Origin of the sequence: Bradyrhizobium sp. UNPF46 (assembly GCF_006658625.1) — a bacterium.
Lineage (GTDB): Bacteria > Pseudomonadota > Alphaproteobacteria > Rhizobiales > Xanthobacteraceae > Bradyrhizobium > Bradyrhizobium nitroreducens.
Map to the genome: position 1 here is coordinate 1 of NZ_LFJB01000041.1, position 16,803 is coordinate 16,803.

19 protein-coding genes are annotated in these 16,803 nt (G+C 63.7%); 5 read left to right on the forward strand and 14 right to left on the reverse strand.

All coding sequences use genetic code 11. The features are described from left to right. Window positions 1-642: 642 nt before the first annotated feature. From UNPF46_RS17330 to UNPF46_RS37545, 10 genes are all read right to left on the reverse strand, one after another. Window positions 643-1,293, reverse strand: a complete 651-nt coding sequence (locus UNPF46_RS17330) for a hypothetical protein (RefSeq protein ID WP_142250809.1) — start codon at window positions 1,291-1,293, stop codon at window positions 643-645. Window positions 1,294-1,334: 41 nt separating this feature from the next. Beyond that, entirely contained in the window at window positions 1,335-1,538 is a 204-nt protein-coding gene (locus UNPF46_RS17335; RefSeq protein WP_100177306.1) for a hypothetical protein, read from the reverse strand. Window positions 1,539-1,702: 164 nt separating this feature from the next. After that, the gene (locus UNPF46_RS17340; RefSeq protein ID WP_181769982.1) at window positions 1,703-2,449 is read right to left on the reverse strand and encodes an energy transducer TonB; all 747 of its coding nucleotides are present in this window, start codon (window positions 2,447-2,449) and stop codon (window positions 1,703-1,705) included. 103 nt (window positions 2,450-2,552) lie between these two features. Further along, window positions 2,553-3,959: a coiled-coil domain-containing protein gene (locus tag UNPF46_RS17345; protein ID WP_181769983.1), complete on the reverse strand. Its 1,407-nt coding sequence runs from the start codon at window positions 3,957-3,959 to the stop codon at window positions 2,553-2,555. 632 nt (window positions 3,960-4,591) lie between these two features. After that, the gene (locus UNPF46_RS17350; RefSeq protein WP_181769984.1) at window positions 4,592-5,377 is read right to left on the reverse strand and encodes a fumarylacetoacetate hydrolase family protein; all 786 of its coding nucleotides are present in this window, start codon (window positions 5,375-5,377) and stop codon (window positions 4,592-4,594) included. Then, window positions 5,377-6,396 carry a 2-dehydropantoate 2-reductase gene (locus tag UNPF46_RS17355; RefSeq protein ID WP_142250813.1) on the reverse strand — a complete coding sequence of 340 codons (1,020 nt, stop codon included), beginning with the start codon at window positions 6,394-6,396 and terminating at the stop codon, window positions 5,377-5,379. The genes UNPF46_RS17350 and UNPF46_RS17355 overlap by 1 nt, the downstream gene beginning before the upstream one ends. 220 nt (window positions 6,397-6,616) lie before the next feature. Continuing rightward, complete coding sequence (locus tag UNPF46_RS17360; RefSeq protein ID WP_142250814.1) at window positions 6,617-7,045, reverse strand: CBS domain-containing protein; 429 nt, start codon at window positions 7,043-7,045, stop codon at window positions 6,617-6,619. A 176-nt stretch (window positions 7,046-7,221) separates the two neighbouring features. After that, window positions 7,222-8,544: an oxalate/formate MFS antiporter gene (gene oxlT / locus UNPF46_RS17365; RefSeq protein ID WP_100177300.1), complete on the reverse strand. Its 1,323-nt coding sequence runs from the start codon at window positions 8,542-8,544 to the stop codon at window positions 7,222-7,224. A gap of 258 nt (window positions 8,545-8,802) precedes the next feature. Beyond that, window positions 8,803-10,092 carry an oxalate/formate MFS antiporter gene (gene oxlT, locus UNPF46_RS17370; protein WP_142250815.1) on the reverse strand — a complete coding sequence of 430 codons (1,290 nt, stop codon included), beginning with the start codon at window positions 10,090-10,092 and terminating at the stop codon, window positions 8,803-8,805. A 245-nt stretch (window positions 10,093-10,337) separates the two neighbouring features. Further along, window positions 10,338-10,475 carry a hypothetical protein gene (locus UNPF46_RS37545; RefSeq protein ID WP_174718928.1) on the reverse strand — a complete coding sequence of 46 codons (138 nt, stop codon included), beginning with the start codon at window positions 10,473-10,475 and terminating at the stop codon, window positions 10,338-10,340. 337 nt (window positions 10,476-10,812) lie between these two features. Here UNPF46_RS37545 and UNPF46_RS17375 point away from each other — a divergent pair, with 337 nt between their 5' ends. Then, window positions 10,813-12,144 carry an Hsp70 family protein gene (locus tag UNPF46_RS17375; RefSeq protein WP_142250816.1) on the forward strand — a complete coding sequence of 444 codons (1,332 nt, stop codon included), beginning with the start codon at window positions 10,813-10,815 and terminating at the stop codon, window positions 12,142-12,144. Window positions 12,145-12,374: 230 nt separating this feature from the next. On the opposite strand, the gene UNPF46_RS17380 is transcribed toward UNPF46_RS17375, so the two are convergent. After that, complete coding sequence (locus tag UNPF46_RS17380) at window positions 12,375-12,818, reverse strand: SRPBCC family protein (RefSeq protein ID WP_097663009.1); 444 nt, start codon at window positions 12,816-12,818, stop codon at window positions 12,375-12,377. A gap of 131 nt (window positions 12,819-12,949) precedes the next feature. Continuing rightward, on the reverse strand, window positions 12,950-13,639 hold the full coding sequence (locus UNPF46_RS17385) for a hypothetical protein (RefSeq protein WP_142250817.1): 690 nt from the start codon (window positions 13,637-13,639) through the stop codon (window positions 12,950-12,952). Here UNPF46_RS17385 and UNPF46_RS17390 point away from each other — a divergent pair. Next, the gene (locus UNPF46_RS17390; protein WP_142250818.1) at window positions 13,638-14,729 is read left to right on the forward strand and encodes an alpha/beta hydrolase family protein; all 1,092 of its coding nucleotides are present in this window, start codon (window positions 13,638-13,640) and stop codon (window positions 14,727-14,729) included. The genes UNPF46_RS17385 and UNPF46_RS17390 overlap by 2 nt on opposite strands. A gap of 175 nt (window positions 14,730-14,904) precedes the next feature. Here UNPF46_RS17390 and rpsU read toward each other — a convergent pair whose 3' ends face one another. Next, on the reverse strand, window positions 14,905-15,048 hold the full coding sequence (rpsU, locus tag UNPF46_RS38695; RefSeq protein ID WP_502705492.1) for a 30S ribosomal protein S21: 144 nt from the start codon (window positions 15,046-15,048) through the stop codon (window positions 14,905-14,907). Between the two features lie 274 nt (window positions 15,049-15,322). Here rpsU and UNPF46_RS17400 point away from each other — a divergent pair, with 274 nt between their 5' ends. From UNPF46_RS17400 to UNPF46_RS17410, 3 genes are all read left to right on the forward strand, one after another. Beyond that, complete coding sequence (locus UNPF46_RS17400; RefSeq protein ID WP_100181166.1) at window positions 15,323-15,532, forward strand: cold-shock protein; 210 nt, start codon at window positions 15,323-15,325, stop codon at window positions 15,530-15,532. 113 nt (window positions 15,533-15,645) lie between these two features. Beyond that, window positions 15,646-15,888, forward strand: coding sequence for a transcriptional regulator (locus tag UNPF46_RS17405; protein WP_142250819.1), 243 nt, complete (start codon window positions 15,646-15,648; stop codon window positions 15,886-15,888). Between the two features lie 54 nt (window positions 15,889-15,942). Next, the gene (locus UNPF46_RS17410; RefSeq protein WP_100177295.1) at window positions 15,943-16,167 is read left to right on the forward strand and encodes a hypothetical protein; all 225 of its coding nucleotides are present in this window, start codon (window positions 15,943-15,945) and stop codon (window positions 16,165-16,167) included. Between the two features lie 103 nt (window positions 16,168-16,270). On the opposite strand, the gene UNPF46_RS38305 is transcribed toward UNPF46_RS17410, so the two are convergent. Further along, window positions 16,271-16,450, reverse strand: coding sequence for a hypothetical protein (locus tag UNPF46_RS38305; RefSeq protein ID WP_142250820.1), 180 nt, complete (start codon window positions 16,448-16,450; stop codon window positions 16,271-16,273). Between the last annotated feature and the right edge of the window lie 353 nt (window positions 16,451-16,803).

Consider the following 16,803-nt stretch of genomic DNA (forward strand, 5'->3'; position numbering starts at 1 on the left):
CCGGCCTTCCCTGCGCGAATGGTTTTAACGGTGTCCTTCGTGCTCTCCTCGGGGAGCGTTGCACTATTGCCCCCGTCGCCTTGCGGATGTTCGATGCGCGGACCGGTCGGCCGCCACATCATCGCAAGACTTGACGCCAGAACCTCGGGCGTCGGGACCACACGACTTCTCCGTCCGCGCACGTCCTCGCTGGGACCCCGAGGGGTGGCGTGTGCTCGCCCCCGAAGCCATGCGAAGACGCTGTCGGCGCCGTGTCGTTGGCGCGAGAGCCATTGCTCACGGTTGCCCGCCCTGCAATGCCAATCACGCCCGACGCCGTCGCGTCCATCGCTGCCCGGCCCGCGGTTCGTGACGATCGCGATCCGCCCCTTGTCTCGGGCCAGGGTGTTTCGCTTGTACGACAAATCCGAATTTCGGTAAAGTGGAATATTTGAACCAGTGGGGCTTGACAGCCGGGTTGCAGGAATTGGCGGGGTGTTTTGCCCGACGGGTGAGCAGAACGTCGCCACGCCTCACACTGTCATGCCCCGGCTTGACCGGGGCATGACAGTACGCCGCGGCTTGTCGGTTCCTGCCTTGCTGTCTCTGGAATACTGGATTGCCCGCTTTCGCGGGCAATGACACCGAGTGTGGAGAGAGCCGCTACTCCGCCGACAGCCGCACCATCTGGCGGCCGCCGTTCATTTCCTTGAGGCGGTTGACGAAGTTTTCCGGGCGCTGCCAGCGGTTGGGGACCTCGAGGCCCATGAACTCGGCGATGTCGCCGATGAAGCCGGTGCAGTTCATCGTCTCGGCGTTCCACACCGGTGAGGTTGCCTGCTTCTTCTTGATGTAGGCGAACACCCGCCTGGCGTCGGCTTCGTTCAGATAGACGCGATAGCTCGCGGTCAGATATTCGGGATCGAGATCGCCGTAGCTGGCGCCGGTCTCCGACGGCACGAAGGTGATGTGGCCGAGCACGTAAGCAAGCGTGTCGCCGGCCGGCGTGAGCCCCGCGACCTCGACCGCCTTCTCGCTGGTCTTGCCATACCAGATAAAGGCGTGGCCCCAGCTCGCCGCCGTGCGGGCGCGGAAGTCGACGTAATAGGGACCTTTCTCCACGCGGGCGACGGAGCGCCGCGCCGCTTGCGGCGCCGGCCGCGATGTGGGCTCGGTCGTGGCAAGCGCATTGGCGTCGGCAATGCGCTTGTTGGCTTCGTGCGCCGAAGCCGAGGGCATCAGGCAGGCGATCATCGCCGCGAGGGCGAGCCCCGCAAGGATGCAGGATCCCGATCGATCAGGTTTGTTCGTCACGCAGTGCCCCTCGACTGTCGGCCGTTACGCAGGTCTTGCGCTCAGTAGCGCGCGGCGACCGGGCCCGGCGCCTTGCCGATCGGGGCCTTTCCAACCGGGCTTTTGCCAATCGGCATCTTGCCGATCGGGGCCTGCTCGGCCGGATAGACCGGCACGGGCTGGCGGCGCGGCAGATCCGCAGCGTTCGCAGCCGTCACCAGAGCAAGCGTGGCACCCAGAACAAATACAATCTTCTTCACAGCGATACCCCTAGAAGGTTTGGTCCAAACACGGCTGAGCCGTGCCCCCAGACACGCCTTACAAAAGGGCGGCCGAATGCGACCAAGTTGCGGCGCGCAGGGGGCATGTCAGCGGCATATGTCTGACGCGCGCAGATGTGATGTGTCTGGATGTTTCCGAGTAACGAGGGTCAGTTGCGTCCGACGAACGGCCAGCGCTTGCCGATTTTGATCGTGAACCAGGTCGCTTCTGGCGTAGGCTGGTCATCGATTGCGCGCGGCTCGAACCTGCATGCCAACAGCGCTGCTGTTACCGCTTCGTCCAGCCTCGGCGATCCGCTGCTCGCCGTCACCTTAGTCTCTCTCGGCATCCCGTCAGGACCGATCAACAGAGAGATCGTCGGCATTGCCAGCTCGTTCAAGCCAGATTCAGGCGATGGAGTAGCTGGGCACGATTCCCAAATGATCCGCGGTTCTTTGGCGAAAGGCCCCAGGAGCAGTTGTCCGCTCCGGTCAGCGATTCGAGCACGTAGGCCACGCGCGATTGCTTCGCAACCTCTTGCATAGCGGGTATCGTGCGGAAATGGAAATGCGTTGAGAAGCGCGGCAGGATTGGTGAAGTGGAAGACGTGGGACGTGTTTTCGATTGCCATCCGTTCGGCCTCGGCTCTCCTCGACTTCAGTTCGTCTGGCGCAGCTCGAGGATCAATTCGACCCCACAACTCGATATGGATCGCTCCGATGAGGAAGGGAGCGGGGGTGCAGCCGGTATGGGCCTGTCCGCTTCGGTCATCGATTGTGGTGAGAAGAATAAGATATGGCGAACTCGATCCGTCGCGAACCGCTGCCACAAAATCGTTATGTGATTGATGCGGGTCAGCCGCGCAATCGTTCGCATGGCTGATCAGCAGGATCGAGAAGACGAAGGAGACAAGCATCCATTTTCTTTGTCGGCCGTGCATCCGCCACCAATTTCCGGAACAGCTCATGCGTGCGACTATAACGGGAGGTGTCGTGTCGCCGCCAGTCCTAGGCGGCGCCTCACCCGATCCGGTTCAGGCTATTCCTGATCGTGGCGAAGATGCCGCCGATGTCCTTGCGCAGAGCATCGAGCGCGTTGAAGTTTTCGAAGACGCGGGCGAGGCGGTCTTCGACCTCGCGCTTGCTCTGGGCCAGCGTCTCGACGCGCGCGGCGAGGGTGACGTCGCCATTCGCTTCGATCTCGCGGACGGTTTTCGCGAGGAGATCGCGGGTGGCGCCGACGTCCGCGATCAAGGCCTCGATGCCGAACACCGGGGCCTTGAGCGGGACGAGGTCGGCCTGCGATTTCGAGAGCTCAGCCTTGAAGGCGTTCAGCGTTGCCAACGTCTCCTGCAAGGCGCCGAGGCGCTGGCGCGACTGCAGGACGAAATCGTTCAGCGCGTTCTGGCGCTCGGTGAGGCTCTTGCCGTCGGCATCGGTCTCGACGTCGGCAAGCGCGCGCTCGAGCTGAGTCCGGCGCTGGCCGAGCTCCTCGAAGTCGAGCCGGATGGCCTTCAGGATGTTGAAGCTGTCGTCGATGCGGGCGAGGCGCTGCTCGATCTCGTTTCTGTTCTTCGACAGCGTCTCGACGCGAATGGGAAGCGGCGTCTCGCCGCCGGTCTCGAGTTCGTCGATGGCCTTGGCAAGGTGGTCATGGTCGAGGCTGAGCTCGCCGATCAGGGCGTTGATGCCGGCGTCGGAGGCGCGCAGCGGCGCCAGCTCGGCGTGGGATTTCGCCAGATCCGCCTTGTACTGGTTGAGAGCGGCAAATGAGTTCTGGACCGCGTTCACCCGCCCCAGCAGCGCCGCCACGTCGCGCGCGATGTCTCTCTGCCGGTCGGCGAGGTTGTTCTTGCGATCGTCGGTCTCGAGGTCGTGCAGGGAGCGTTCGAGCTGGTTCTGGCGGTCACGGATCTCGGTGAAGACCGGCTCGATCGCACGGCGCTGATCGGCGACCTTGCCGACCATCTCGCGCAGCGCCTGCTGGCGGCGGCGGATTTCGGCGAGCTGGTCGTGCATGTCGGTGGATTCGTTGCGGCCCTGCTGAAGCAGTGCGCGCTGCTCGGTCTCGCCGAGCTTGTCGTGGAGGGCGGAGACCGCTTCCCGGGGATCGCTCTCGATCAAATGCTGGACGGTGGCGTCGAGATGGTTCTGCAGGGCATGGGCGACGACGACGTCCTCGCGGGTCTTCTTGAGGCGATCACGCAGCATCTTCAGGCTGCGGTCCTGGCGTGACAGCCGCCAGGCGGAGGCGCCGATCAGGCCCAGCGCCAGGGCCGGGATCACACCGGTCGCGATGCGCTGCGGCATCGGCAGGCCCGCGAACCAGGCGGGCAGGTGGCTGATGTCGTGTCCGAACGCCTGCTGGGCGAAGACCGCGACGACGGCCAGCAGACCGAACCAGGCAACCAGGAAAAACAGCCACATCGTGAATTCCTCACGCCGGCGCACATTTTGGCCATGATTGCCAAGAGCTGAACCAAGCGCAAGGGGCGGGGAGGGTTACGGCTGGTTTCGGGCCGCGTGATCCACGGCTGGTTGCGTTGGCTGGACGACGGAGGGGCGGTGCCGGGTTTTCCCGGAGACCCTCCGCTGTCATCCCCGAGCCCGGAGAATCCATCGGGCGGCATCGCGCCGCGCGCACTCAGCTGCAGTCAGTCGTCGCATGCGTAGCGACGCGCAGCTTCACGCGAACAGCCCGGACGTTCGCTCATCCGGGTCAGAGCATCTTGCGCGCCATCATTTCCCGAGGAAGTTCGAGCGCATCTTGTCGGCGAACCAGACCGCGAAGATCGCAGCAAACGCGAGAGCAAAGTACAGAGCCGTCCACAAAAGCGCATTGCTTGCATTCGTCATGGCATCCTCCCTGGCCTCAGAAATCGATTGCGGGGAAGGATAAAGCGGCCGTGCCGGCGCGATTTGCGCCGGATCAATTTTGCTGCGCCGCGGCGAGAATAAGTCGGGACCACGCGAAGACCCGTTCCGGATGTCGCTTCCGCCTTCGCTCTCCGAGCTTCGGCGGACAAGCCGCTCATCCGGGCTACGTACGGTGTTTGCGGCTACAGCCGAAATTCGTTGGTGAGCTCGCCGATGCCGTCGATGGCCACCGTCACCGTGTTCACCTCCTCCTTCATCACGCCGACGCCGACAGAGGTGCCGACGGCGATGAGGTCGCCGGGGAGCAGGGTCATGTCGTGGGAGATCCTGCTGACCAGCTGCTGCGCCGAGAAGATCATGTCGGAGATCGGGTAGTTCTGCCGCTCCGCGCCGTTGAGGATGGTGCGGACGGTGAGCTTGGACGGATCGAGGCCGGTCGCGATGACGGGGCCGAACGGGCCGTAATCGTCGATGCCCTTGGCGCGGGCCCATTGCGGGAAGGTGGGATCGCTGGTCAGGATGTCGTTGGCGGTGATGTCGTTGACGCAGGTGTAGCCGAAGATGAAGCTGTCGGCTTCATCAGGCGAGACGCGGGCGCAGGTTCTGCCGATGACGATACCGAGCTCGCCCTCATAGGTGGTCTTGCCATCGTAATAAGAGGGGCGGCGGATCACGGCGCCCGGCGTCGTGATCGTGGTGGTGGCCTTGAGCAGATAGAGCGGCTCCGGCGGCTCGGGCTGGTTGAGCTTGGCCGCGAGCGCGTGGAAGTTGTTCCAGAGCGCGACGATCTTGCTGGGCGCGCAGGGCGCGAGCAGCTCGACCTCCGACAGCGCCAGCGTCCTGCCGGTGGCCGCATTGCGGCCGAACATCTCGCCCTCGTGCACGCTGATCCCCGACGGCGTCAGCGTGCCGAAACCGGTCGTGCCGGCGTGGCGGAAACGCAGCCACTGCTTGATCTCGCCAACCATCACGCCACCGCCAGTGCGCGCGGATCCGATGGCGTCGAGACGCCGTCATAGAGGCCGGCGATGCGGGCGCGCTGGGTCACCATCGCCAGCACCGAGTCGAGTGCGGGCGTCGCGATGCCGGTGAGGCGGCCCATCTCCTGCACCACGGTGACCAGCGGGTCGATCTCCATGGGGCGGCCGCGCTCGAGGTCCTGCAGCATCGAGGTCTTGTGCGCGCCGACCTTGCGGGCACCCTCGATGCGGCGCTCGACGTCGACGCGGAACTTGACGCCGAAGGTCTCTGCGATGGCCTGCGTCTCCACCATGATCGCACGCGACAGCGCGCGGGTGGACGGATCGGTGCAGATCACATCGAGCGTCGCATGGGTCAGCGCGCTGATCGGGTTGAAGCAGACATTGCCCCACAGCTTGAGCCAGATCTCGTCGCGGATGCGGTCGAGCACCGGGGCCTTCAGCCCGGCCGCGACGAAGAGATCGGCGAGGCGCTGCACGTCGGGCGTGATCTCGCCGGAGGGTTCGCCGAGCGGAAAATTATTGCCGTAGACGTGGCGGATCACGCCGGGCGCTTCGATCTCGGTGGCGGGATAGACGATGCAGCCGATGGCGCGCTCGGCGCCGAGCTCGCGCCACTGCCGCCCGCCGGGGTCGATGCTCTCCAGCGTCGAATTCTCGTATTGGCCGCCGTGCTTGTAGAAGTACCAATAGGGAATGCCGTTGACCGCGGTGACGATGCGGGTGTGCGGCCCCAGCAGCGGCTGCATCTTCTCGATCACGCCGGTGATCGAATGCGCCTTCAGCGTGATGATGATGGTGTCCTGCACGCCGAGCTCATTGGGATCGTCGGTGCAGCGCGGATGCACGGTGTGCCTCTCCTCGCCGGCGAGCAGCGTCAGGCCGCGCTCGCGCATGGCGGCAAGGTGCGCGCCGCGTGCGATGAGGCTGACATCGGCGCCTGCGCGCGCAAGCTGAACCCCGAGATATCCGCCGATCGCGCCGGCGCCGTAGATGCAGATCTTCATGAAGTCCTCGCGGGATCAAGATTGGCAGTTGGTTGGATCGATCAGGCAACGGGCTCCCTGCACCTCTCCCGCTTGCGGGAGAGGTCGACGCGCTCGGAGAGCGCGGCGGGTGAGGGCTCTATCCTCTTGGAGAGTCTCCCGGCGGAGACACCCTCTGCCCAACCCTCTCCCGCAAGCGGGAGAGGGGGCGCAGCTCGTCCGTGACTGAGTGTGTGTCGCTTTAGGCGGCGGCTTGCGGCTTGCCGTTGATTGCCTCGTCCATGGCAGCAGCGATGTCGCGCATGCTGATGACGGAGACGAGGCTGTAATCGTCGATGACAGGCAGATGGCGGATGTGATGCCGGTTCATCAGATGGCGGACGTGCTCGATCGTGTCGCCGGAGCTGCAGGACACCAGCTGCTGCACCGAGACGAGCTGCGAGACCTTGACGTTGACGGCGTTCGCGCCGTGCTCGGCGACCGCGCGCACCACGTCGCGCTCGGTGAACATGCCGACGGCGGTGTTGCCTTCGGAGCGGACGACGTCCTTGACCACCAGCGCGCTGATGTTGTTGGCGCGCATCAGCTTGGCGGCGATACCCACCGTTTCGTTCATTCGCACCGTGACAACGCGCGGTGTCTTCTTGCGCAGAATGTCTCCGACCAGCATTGCAACCTCCCTGGGTGAATGTTGAGGAAGTGTGGTATACATAATGCCAATCGTCAAGCGCTGGATTTGGGCGATCCGAAAAATCTTGCGACAGCGATGCTGACGTTTGCCGTCGAGACAAAAAGAAAGGGGCGCATTGCTGCGCCCCTGTCTCGTCGTGCAGATGCGTGGGGCGGTTACGCCGTCTCGGTCTTGGCGCCGCCGGTCGCGGCCTCGGCGCTCTCGGCTTCCTTGCCGAGAATGAAGGAGCGGCGCAGCGGCTTGATCACGAACAGCGCCATCAGCGCCGCCGTCGCGTTCAAGGCGACCGCGACCACGAACACGGCCTTCCAGCCATAGGCGGCCGAGATCACGCTGGCGAGCGGCACGAGCAGCGAGGCGGTGCCCTTGGCGGTGTAGAGCATGCCGTTGTTGGTGGTTGCGAATTTCGAGCCGAAGGTATCGCCGCAGGTCGCGGGGAACAGCGAGTAGATCTCGCCGAACACGCCGAAGTAAACCGCGGTCGCGAGCACGAAGACGACGGGCACGTGGCCATAGGCCGACAGTGTGAGCAGCATCAAGGCCGCCGTGCCGAAGGCGATGAACATGGTGTTCTCACGGCCGATCGTGTCGGAGACGAAGCCGAAGAACGGGCGGCCAAACCCATCGAAGATGCGGTCGAGCGAGATCGCAAAGGTCAGTGCCGCCATCTGGAAGCCGGCGAGCGTGACCGGCGTGCTGGCGATCTTGAAGTCGTGCGCGATCGGGGCGATCTGCGCCGCCGTCATCAGCCCGCCCGAGGCGACCATGACGAAGACGAGATACATCACCCAGAAAATAGGGGTGCGCAGCACCTGCGGCGGGGTGAAGTCGATCTTGGTCTGCGGCAGATTGAGCTGCTTCTTCTTCGGCGGGATCGAGAGCCGCGGCGGCTGGATGAAGAAGGCGAGCACGAACACGATCACGCCCTGGCCGATGCCGAAGGTGAGGAAGGCGTGCTGATAGCCGCTCGATGCGATCATGGAGGCGATCGGCACCACGGTGAGAGCTGCGCCCGCGCCGAAGCCCGCGGCGGTCGCGCCGGCAGCGAGGCCGCGGCGATCGGGAAACCATTTCAGCGCATTGCCGACGCAGGTGCCGTACACTGCGCCCGCGCCCATGCCGCCGATGATGGCAGCGGCGTAGAGCAGCGTGAGCGAGTCGGCATAGGAGTTGAGCACCCAGGACAGCGCGATCATCACGCCGCCGAACATGATGACGATGCGGGGACCGTATTTGTCGACGAACCACGCCTCGACCGGCACCAGCCAGGTCTCGGTGACGACGAAGATGGTGAAGGCGAGCTGGATCGCGGCGCGCCCCCAATGATGGGCCGCATCGATCGGATCGACGAACAGCGTCCAGCCGTATTGCAGATTGGCGATCATCGCCATGCAGACGATGCCCATGACGAGCTGAAGCCAACGGAAACTTGTACGAAGAGGCGCGGCCGTGACGGCGCCATCCGTGCTGGAAATCATCAAGAACCTCCCAACGCGCCTGATTGATTGCGACCTTGGATGGCAAGATGACCCAGTGTCGCAAATGTTGTGGCTTATCGTCGCAAGCGCGGCAGGCAGCTTGGTATACCATATTCCAGAAAGCAAGTCCTAACTGCGGCGGATTGTCACAAAATCTACGGTTCCAGTCCGGGAAGGGCAGCGGCCACGACTGCGCCCAAACGAAAACGCCCGGCCGTGAGGCCGGGCGTCGTCGTCTTGAAGCCGCTGTAGAGTTCGTCAGGCGACCGTTGATTTGGCGACCACGACCTTGCGCCAGGGCTTGAGCAGCGCGATCGCCAGCAACGAGGCCAGGATATTGGCGCCGGCTGCGATGATGAAGACGCTGTCCCACGTGCCCGACGACTGCTGCATGTAGTTGGCGATCGGCACCAGCAGCGCGGCGGTGCCCTTCGCAGTGTAGAGCAGGCCGGCATTGGTGGTCGCGAACTTGGCGCCGAACGTGTCGGTGCAGGTCGAGGGGAACAGCGAGTAGATCTCACCCCAGGCGAAGAACACGAAGCCCGAGAGCAGCACGAACCAGATCGGATCGTGGCCCCAGAGGTAGAGCATCCAGATGCCGAAACCTTCCATGCCGAAGGCGATGAACATCGTGTTCTCGCGGCCGATCATGTCGGAGATCCAGCCGAAGAACGGACGCGTCAGGCCGTTGAGCACGCGGTCGATCGTGGCCGCGAACGTCACGGCCGTCATCGTCACTGCCATCAGCGTGACCGGCACGTTGTCGACCTTCCAGTCGGCGGCGATCGGCTTCAGATTGGCCGTCACCATCAACCCGCCGGCGCCGACGATCACGAACATGAAGTACATCAGCCAGAAGATCGGCTGACGCAGCACCTCGGTCGGCTGATAGTTGCGTCGCGTCTGCAGCAGGTTGGCGTTGGCGACGACGTTCGGCACCTGGCCCGCTTTCGGCGCCAGCAGGAAGAAGGCGAGGATGCAGATGATGATGCCCTGGCCGAGGCCGAAATAGAGGAAGGTGGTCTGGAAGCCGGAGTCCTTGATCATGGCCTGGATCGGCGCCACCGTCAGCGCGGAGCCTGCACCGAAGCCCGCGGCCGTGATGCCTGCGGCAAGACCGCGCTTGTCCGGAAACCACTTCAGCGCGTTGCCGACGCAGGTGCCGTAGACGCCGCCGGCGCCGATGCCCGCGACGATCATGCCGAGGTAATAGCCGTTGAGCGTGGTGGCCTGTGCGTTGATCGCCCAGCCGAGGGCGCAGAGCACGCCGCCGACCAGCACGACGATGCGCGGACCGTATTTGTCGACGAACCATCCTTCGATCGGCACCAGCCAGGTCTCGAACAGGACGAAGAGGGTGAAGGCCCATTGGATCGAGGCGCGATCCCAGCCGAACTTCTTCTGGATGTCGGGGACGAAGAACGTCCAGCCGTATTGATAGTTGGCGATCATCACCATCGCGCCTACACCGATCGCCAGTTGCGCCCAGCGATACGTGTCGCTAACGCGCGCTGTTGTAGGGGCGGTTGCCTGCACCATGTCCGTCATAAAGCCTCCCGTGGCGCCTCTAATTTTTATGCGAGCGCTGGAGGGGCATTCTTGTATGCATTATGCCAAGCTTCAAGCGCTGGTCCGGCCACCGTGCGCAAATGCCGCAGGCTTGCTCCCGCCGCGGCTGTGACTCGGGACAGCACAAGTAGAAATGGCCCCGTCGTGCGGGGCCATTCATCAAAAGTCGTATGCGAGCTGCTCTGAAACCCGGCCGAGCTGTGTGGCGGCGCAGGAAAGCCGGCTTACAGGCCGAAACGGGGCAGGTCGCCATTGTGGTTCGAGATCTCGGCGCTCGCCATCAGGAAACGGTCAACCGCAGCCAGAAAGCGGCTGAACAGCGAGGCGGACGGAGCGAAAGCGACGGAAGCGGTCTTGGCCATTGGAAATCCTTTTCTCGAGACGGTCAGTCCTAGTGTCTCGTTTCGCAGGACAATCTATGTATACCAGATGCCAACGTCTACGCATTTGTTTGCATGGCAGCATGGGAAGCACCGCATTGCAGCATAATGCCGGGTTAATACGACCGATCCGGGCTTAAATACGCCGGAGAAAAGGGAGCTTCGGCCGCCTGGAGGCCCTATTCGGCCGCGAAAAGCTACGGAATCAGGGGCGAGCGGTCGGGCGCGCCTCGAACAGGGAGCCATGGCCGAGGCCTTGGCAGGGCAAGTCAAAGCCGCTAGTGGTCTGCCCCCTTCCAATCATCTGTCAGAGTGGTTCATGTCGAGCGCCCCGCCCGCCGTCTCGATCGGCATCGATTTTGGGACCAGCAATACCGTCGTCGCCCTTGCGGCTGACGACCGCCGGGTCGAGGCCATCCGCTTCGATCACGGCGGACAGCGCCACAGCGTCTACGTGTCCGCCCTGTGCTTCTGGGAGGACCGGCCGGGCGCGGGCGCCCAGGCCGAAGGCGGACCGTGGGCAATCGAGACGTTCCTCGAGGGCCGGCACGTCTACCGCTTCCTGCAGTCGTTCAAGACTTTCGCGGCCAGCAGCAGCTTCCAGACCACCCAGGTGTTCCGGCAGCGCTTCAAGTTCGAGGACATCCTGGCGGCGTTCCTGCGGACATTGGCGCGCCATGGGGGCGAGAAGTTCGGCTTCGAAACGTCGACGATTACCGTCGGCCGTCCCGTGCGCTTTGCCGGCGGCAATCCCGACGAGGCACTGGCGATGCAGCGCTACCGCGCCGCGTTCGAGCGCCTCGGGGCCGGCCACGCGCGCTATGTCTACGAGCCCGTCGGCGCGGCGTTCTCCTTTGCCCGGCGGCTGGAGCGCGATGCCACCGTGCTGGTCGCCGATTTCGGCGGCGGCACCAGCGACTTTTCCGTGATGCGCTTTTCGCGCGCAGGCGGTGCCTTGCGCGCCGAGCCGCTGGGACACGCCGGCATCGGCGTTGCCGGCGACACGTTCGACTATCGCATCGTTGACCATGTCGTCTCACCGCGGCTCGGCAAGGGCTCCAGCTTCCGCTCGTTCGACAAGGTGCTGCCGGTGCCGAGCGGCCATTACACCAATCTCGCGCGCTGGCATCAGCTGGCGATGATGAAGAGCAACGGCGATCTGCGCGAGCTCCGCGAACTTGCGCGCACCGCGCTGAAGCCGAAGCTGCTCGAGGATTTCATCACCATCGTCGACCTCGACCTCGGCTTTTCGCTGTATCGCGCGGTGTCCGATGCCAAGGTTGCGCTGTCGGCGCAGGACGAGGTCGATTTCCACTTCAAGGGCGGCGGCGTCGACATCGGCGCAGCCATCACGCGGAAGAATTTCGAAGGCTGGATCGCCGACGACATCGCCCGGCTGGGCGCCACCGTCGACAAGGTGCTGAACGAATCCGGCATCACCGCGCGCGACGTCGAGAAGGTGTTCCTGACCGGCGGCACGTCGTTCGTACCTGCGGTGAGAAAACTGTTCGCTGACCGGTTCGGCAATGAACGGCTGATGTCGGGCGACCAGTTCGAGTCGATCGCCTATGGCCTGGCGCTGATCGGCCACAGCCCCGACCCCGATCGCTGGACGGCCGATGGCGGGCTGGCGCCGAAGGCGGGCGGGTAGCAATCGTCCATTCCCTCGTTGCGAGCGTAGCGAAGCAATCCAGGCTGTCTCCGCGGCGAGGCCGGGAAGCTTTGTGCATCTGATCGAACAGGGCCGAGGGCGGGCAAAGCGACTTGTCCGCCGTAGCTCGCAGAGCGAAGGCGGAAGCGTGCCCACGCGCCTGTCGCCGTATCAGGAAGATCGTGGGCACGGCGCAAGCGCGCCTTTGCCCCCCGATACTGATCGAACCGCTACTGGTTGATCTCGGGCTCGACGAGCTTCGCCAGATTGCGCAGCGATTCCTGCCAGCCGAGATAGCAGGCTTCGACGGGAATGACGTCGGGAAGGCCTGACTGCGTGATGTCGATCTCGGTGCCGACCGACACCTTCTTCAGGATCACTGTCACCTGGATCTCGCCGGGCAGGTTGGGATCGTCGAACCTGTCGGTGTAGCGGAGCCGTTCGCCGGGCACGAGCTCGAGAAATTCGCCGCCGAAGGAATGGCCATTGCCTGTCGTGAAGTTCCGGAACGACATCTTGAAGGTTCCGCCGACCTTGGGCTCGAAGTGATGCACGGTGCAGGTGAAGCCGTTCGGCGGCAGCCATTTCGCCATCGCATCGGCCTCCAGGAAGGCGCGATAGACTTTTTGCGGGCTGGTGGCGAGAACGCGGTGCAGGCGGACGGTGCCGGGCATGTTTCTTGATCCTTTTCCAATTGGTGGGCCCGACATCGGCGTCTATGGCCCAACCATGTCACGAGGACGACGCGGACGTCGCCGATCCGACAGGCGTCCTCGATTTTTTGAGAAGGCGTCCGGCCGGGTCGCTAGACGGTTGCGACATCCTGCGCTGTCATCGTGAAGCCGAGCCGATAGCGGCCAGTCTTGATGTCGTCGCGCGCACCTGCGCCGTGAAGCCATGGCGGGGAGAGCTGGCCGGCGATCACGTCATCGACCACATCGTCATCGTAACCCGACAGCAGTACGATCCAATCGGCAGCGCCGTCCTTGCCGCGGATCTGCTGTTCGGTCGTGGGAGAGCTCGTCCTCGGCGTATCGGTCAGGAGGAGATGGCCACCGGTCAGCCCCGGCTGCTGCGCCAATGTGCCAAGCGTCTCCGAGAGGCGTGCTCGAAGCTCCGTCTCCCGTCCAACCTGCGGCGAAAGCCTGATGGTCGTAAGCGCCGTCGCGACGCCGCCGCCAAAGCTCGACGCCACCCGGCACTGGCTGCGAACCATGCCGAGATGATGCGGCATCATCTTCGTCGACCACGGCGTCGGCGCGTTGAGCCGGTCGAGATATCCTGTCGATGTGAGAATCTCGTACTGCTCCAGCTCATAGAGCACGAAGAAGCCTTCCGCGTCCGTCGTGCTGGTCCAGCGCGATCCGCGCCGGAAGCCGGGGATGCTCATCCGCTCCGGAAAGTGCTCATGTGAATGCCAGTCGCCGAACTCGGTGCGCTGCTCGGGGCGAACGCTCCACCACATCGCGACGGCGGCCTTGCCGAGCAGTGACATGCTGACCTCCCATTCGTTTGCCGGCAGCTTGCTTCAGGATGCGCGCCTGATCAATCAGCCACAATTTCGCTATCGTTCCCCGATCAGCTTCCGCCCGAAATCGGGGGGATTTTCGTTGCGCAGCACGCTTTGGGCTTTTGCCGCCATCCTTTGCTGTTTTGGCTCGCCTGTGCAGGCTGCAGGCATTCAACTGCTCCAGTCCGATTCAGCGCTATCAGGCGCGATCTGGTATCCCTGCGCGGCCGCGCCGACGCATGTGGCGTTGGGCAGTCTTTCCGTTGGCGCCGATTTCGACCTGAAGGGCGTGAAGGATTGTCCCGTCACGGGTGCAAAGCTGCCGCTTGTCGTCTACTCGCACGGCCGAGGCGGATTTTTCGGTCAGCAGCACGACACGGTGGAGGAGCTGGCCGATGCCGGCTTCATCGTCGCCGCCATCAATCATGCCGGCGATACGTTCAGCGACTCCTCGAAGCGCGATACGCTGTCGGTCTGGGGATCGCGCCCGGCGGACATTGTGCGCCTGCTCGATTTTCTGTTGAGCGACTGGAAGGACAGGGCGGTGATCGATCCCGCCCGGATCGGCTTCTTCGGCTTCTCGCTCGGAGGCGCGACCGGCCTCGTGCTGATGGGGACCAAGCCGGATTTCGGCAGGGTCGCCAATCTCTGCAAGGAGACGACCGGCGTTTGCGCACAGCTGCACAACGGCGAGACGCCGCCTGAACCGGTGCACGATGCGCGTATCCGCGCGGCTGTCATCATCGATCCCGCGCCGGCTGTCCTGACGCGCGAGAACCTCGCCGCCGTCAAGGTGCCTTTCCAGTTCTGGCGCTCGCAATTCGGCGGGCCCGGCGTCGGCGACGGCGCAGGCAACGCGCGCGTCGCGGAAGGCTTGCCGGGCAAGCCCGACATTCATGTCGTGCCGGCCGGCCACTTTGCGTTCCTTGCACCGTGCTCGGCCGATCTCGCGGCGGCCGTCCCGCGCATCTGCACCGACGTGCCGGCAGGCTTCGACAGGGTGGCCTTTCACCGCGACTTCAACGCCGCCGTGGTGCAGTTTTTTCGCGGGCAGCTGCTCGGCGGAGATCACTGAGCGCTCGATCCAGGTTCAGTCCAAGTGTTGCGTCAGGTCGGAGCCCTTCGCCGCTGCAGCAGTCGCTTGCGCGAGGCGTCTCGCACGGTCCGTCACCGGCTTTCGCGGCTTGACGACGATCAATCCGTCGCGAATGGCCTGTTTCCACGCCTGCTTTCTGAGGCGTCGCACGGCATCAGATTTCCGCCATGCCGCCGCCTCCGATGGTTTCTCGTAGAAGCGCGCGCCGCTTCTGCTTGAACACCCCCTCGCGCAGCATCTTTCGATTCAATAGGCGGAGTGCTTGATCGACATTGTTGTCGTGGACGAAAATCTGCACCGATAGCTCCCTTGTTCGACCAGCCTCTGGCATGTGTGCCAGATATCGGCAGTCGCATCCTCGTTGCCAAAACGGTCCGCCGGAGGGGCAGGGGTTAATTAAATCCGGCTCATGCCTTGTAAGTGATCGCAAGGAGGTATATCTTCAGCTCGTTCGTTCAGCCGCTGTGCTTGTTGAATGCGCCTGCGGGCTCCTTTTCCATAGACATCGACGAATTGAATCGATCTGCGTGAGCGTCACGCGGAATGCGCGCCTATGCGCTTTGGAGAAGATCATGACGACAGGTACTGTGAAGTGGTTCAACGGCCAAAAGGGCTTTGGATTCATTCAACCCGACGACGGCGGCAATGACGTGTTCGTTCACGTCAGCGCGGTCGAGCGGGCTGGTCTTGCGGGTCTCGCCGAGGGCCAGAAGGTCAACTTCGAGGCCAAGACCGACAAGATGCGGGGCAAGGTCAGCGCTGAGAATCTCTCGCTGGCTTGAGTTCTGTACGGCCGTTTCACGGATGTACTGAAACGGTTATGCGACCCGCTCGATCGTGAGGATTGAGCGGGTTATCTCCGTTGCCGAGCAGGCAAAAAGGTGAGCGCGAAGAGATGAGCGCCAGGAAATCGGCCGAACCGTCTGTCGAATCCATCGCGCGGTCAGAGCGCCGACGCGTGGCCGCCGAAGACGGCGCGCGGGCAATTGCGGATGCCGAAAAGCACCGGGTTGATGTCCGCAAGAATATGGCGCGGCTTCGCGAACTGCGTGAGGCCAAGGAAGCGGCCGATGCCAGTCTTCGCGCATCGTCGCCGGTGCCTGCGCCGAAGAAGCGCACGAGGAAATTGCCGAGATAGCCTGACACGGCAGTGCAGACGACAATCTGAAGAGGGCCGTTCACATGCGAAAGAGTGCGGATCGTGCCTAGGATCAAGCCGGATGGCGGCGGCACAATCACCTTCTTTCTCGCGCTTGGCGCAGGCCGACAGCTATGCCGTCTTGCGACGACCTTTCAGACGCAGAAGCAGGCCTTGAGCTATCTTCAAAAATACCGGACGGAGTTCGAGCGTATCGCGCGGGCGCGACTGGCGTCCGGAGATCTCGAGGACGGAGTGGTCGTTCTCTCGATGCTCTGAAGCATGATCCGGAAAGAGGCCACGGGACTTGAAGGGCGATAACGCTCGATCTGCCTCTCACCGCGCATGGCGGCAGAGAGCCGTCCCTGATGTCGACATCCCTTTATCTGGGACGACTTCCCTTCGCCTCTCGCGCCAGCCGTTCCGCTTTCAGGCGCTCGCGATTGTCACGCTGGGATTGTTCCGCCTTCGCATAGTCGGTCATCGGCTTCTTGGTCTCGGCCGGCTTGAACGCTTTGTTGGCTTCCCGCAGAGCCCGGGACGGGGGATGATCTCTCGTCATGTCGACCTCGATGTGGGCGATGGGCGCGACCTGGAAACGCGCGGACCCGGAGTGTCCAGATCGCGGGCCGGGAGCGATTGATTGTCGCTGGATGGTCGGCCGCTTCAAGGGCGCGCCAGTGCGAGAGGACAACGGGGCGGAACCCTGTCTGTTCCTCGGACGCAGCTTTAATTCGGCATGGGTTGCTGCCTCGCTTCGCGCGGTGCGATGTCGTCCGGCGTCGACGGGATGATTGCGCTTGGTCGGAATTTTCCGGGATGCCAGGGACGGCTAGAGCATTTTCGGTTCTGATTGAATCAGAACCGAAGCTCTAGATTCTTGTTTTGACGCGTTTTCTTCACGCGAACCGGTGT